Raw genomic sequence first — 381 nt, forward strand, 5'->3', positions numbered from 1 at the left:
CGGTACGGGCACCTTCGCCTGGCTAGAGGCTTTTCTCGGCAGCGTGAGCACAAGACCTTCGGTACTGTAATTTTCCCTCCCCATCACAGCTCAAGGTATCAGCATGCGGATTTGCCTACATGCACCCCTCACTGCTTGGACGAGCTATTCCATCAGCTCGCGTCTCTGCCCTCCTGCGTCCCCCCATTGCTCGTAACGGCTTACGGTGGTACAGGAATTTCAACCTGTTGTCCTTCGACTACGCCTTTCGGCCTCGCCTTAGGTCCCGACTTACCCTGAGCGGACGAACCTTCCTCAGGAACCCTTAGGCTTTCGGCGGACAGGATTCTCACCTGTCTTTTCGTTACTCATACCGGCATTCTCACTTGAATGCAGTCCACC

1 rRNA gene is annotated in these 381 nt (G+C 55.6%); it reads right to left on the minus strand.

The features are described 5' to 3' along the window. Nucleotides 1–381, minus strand: a 23S ribosomal RNA gene (locus LKX83_RS32025); the annotation flags it as partial.

The sequence above is a fragment of the Cohnella baijiui genome (genome assembly GCF_020731285.1).
GTDB lineage: Bacteria > Bacillota > Bacilli > Paenibacillales > Paenibacillaceae > Cohnella.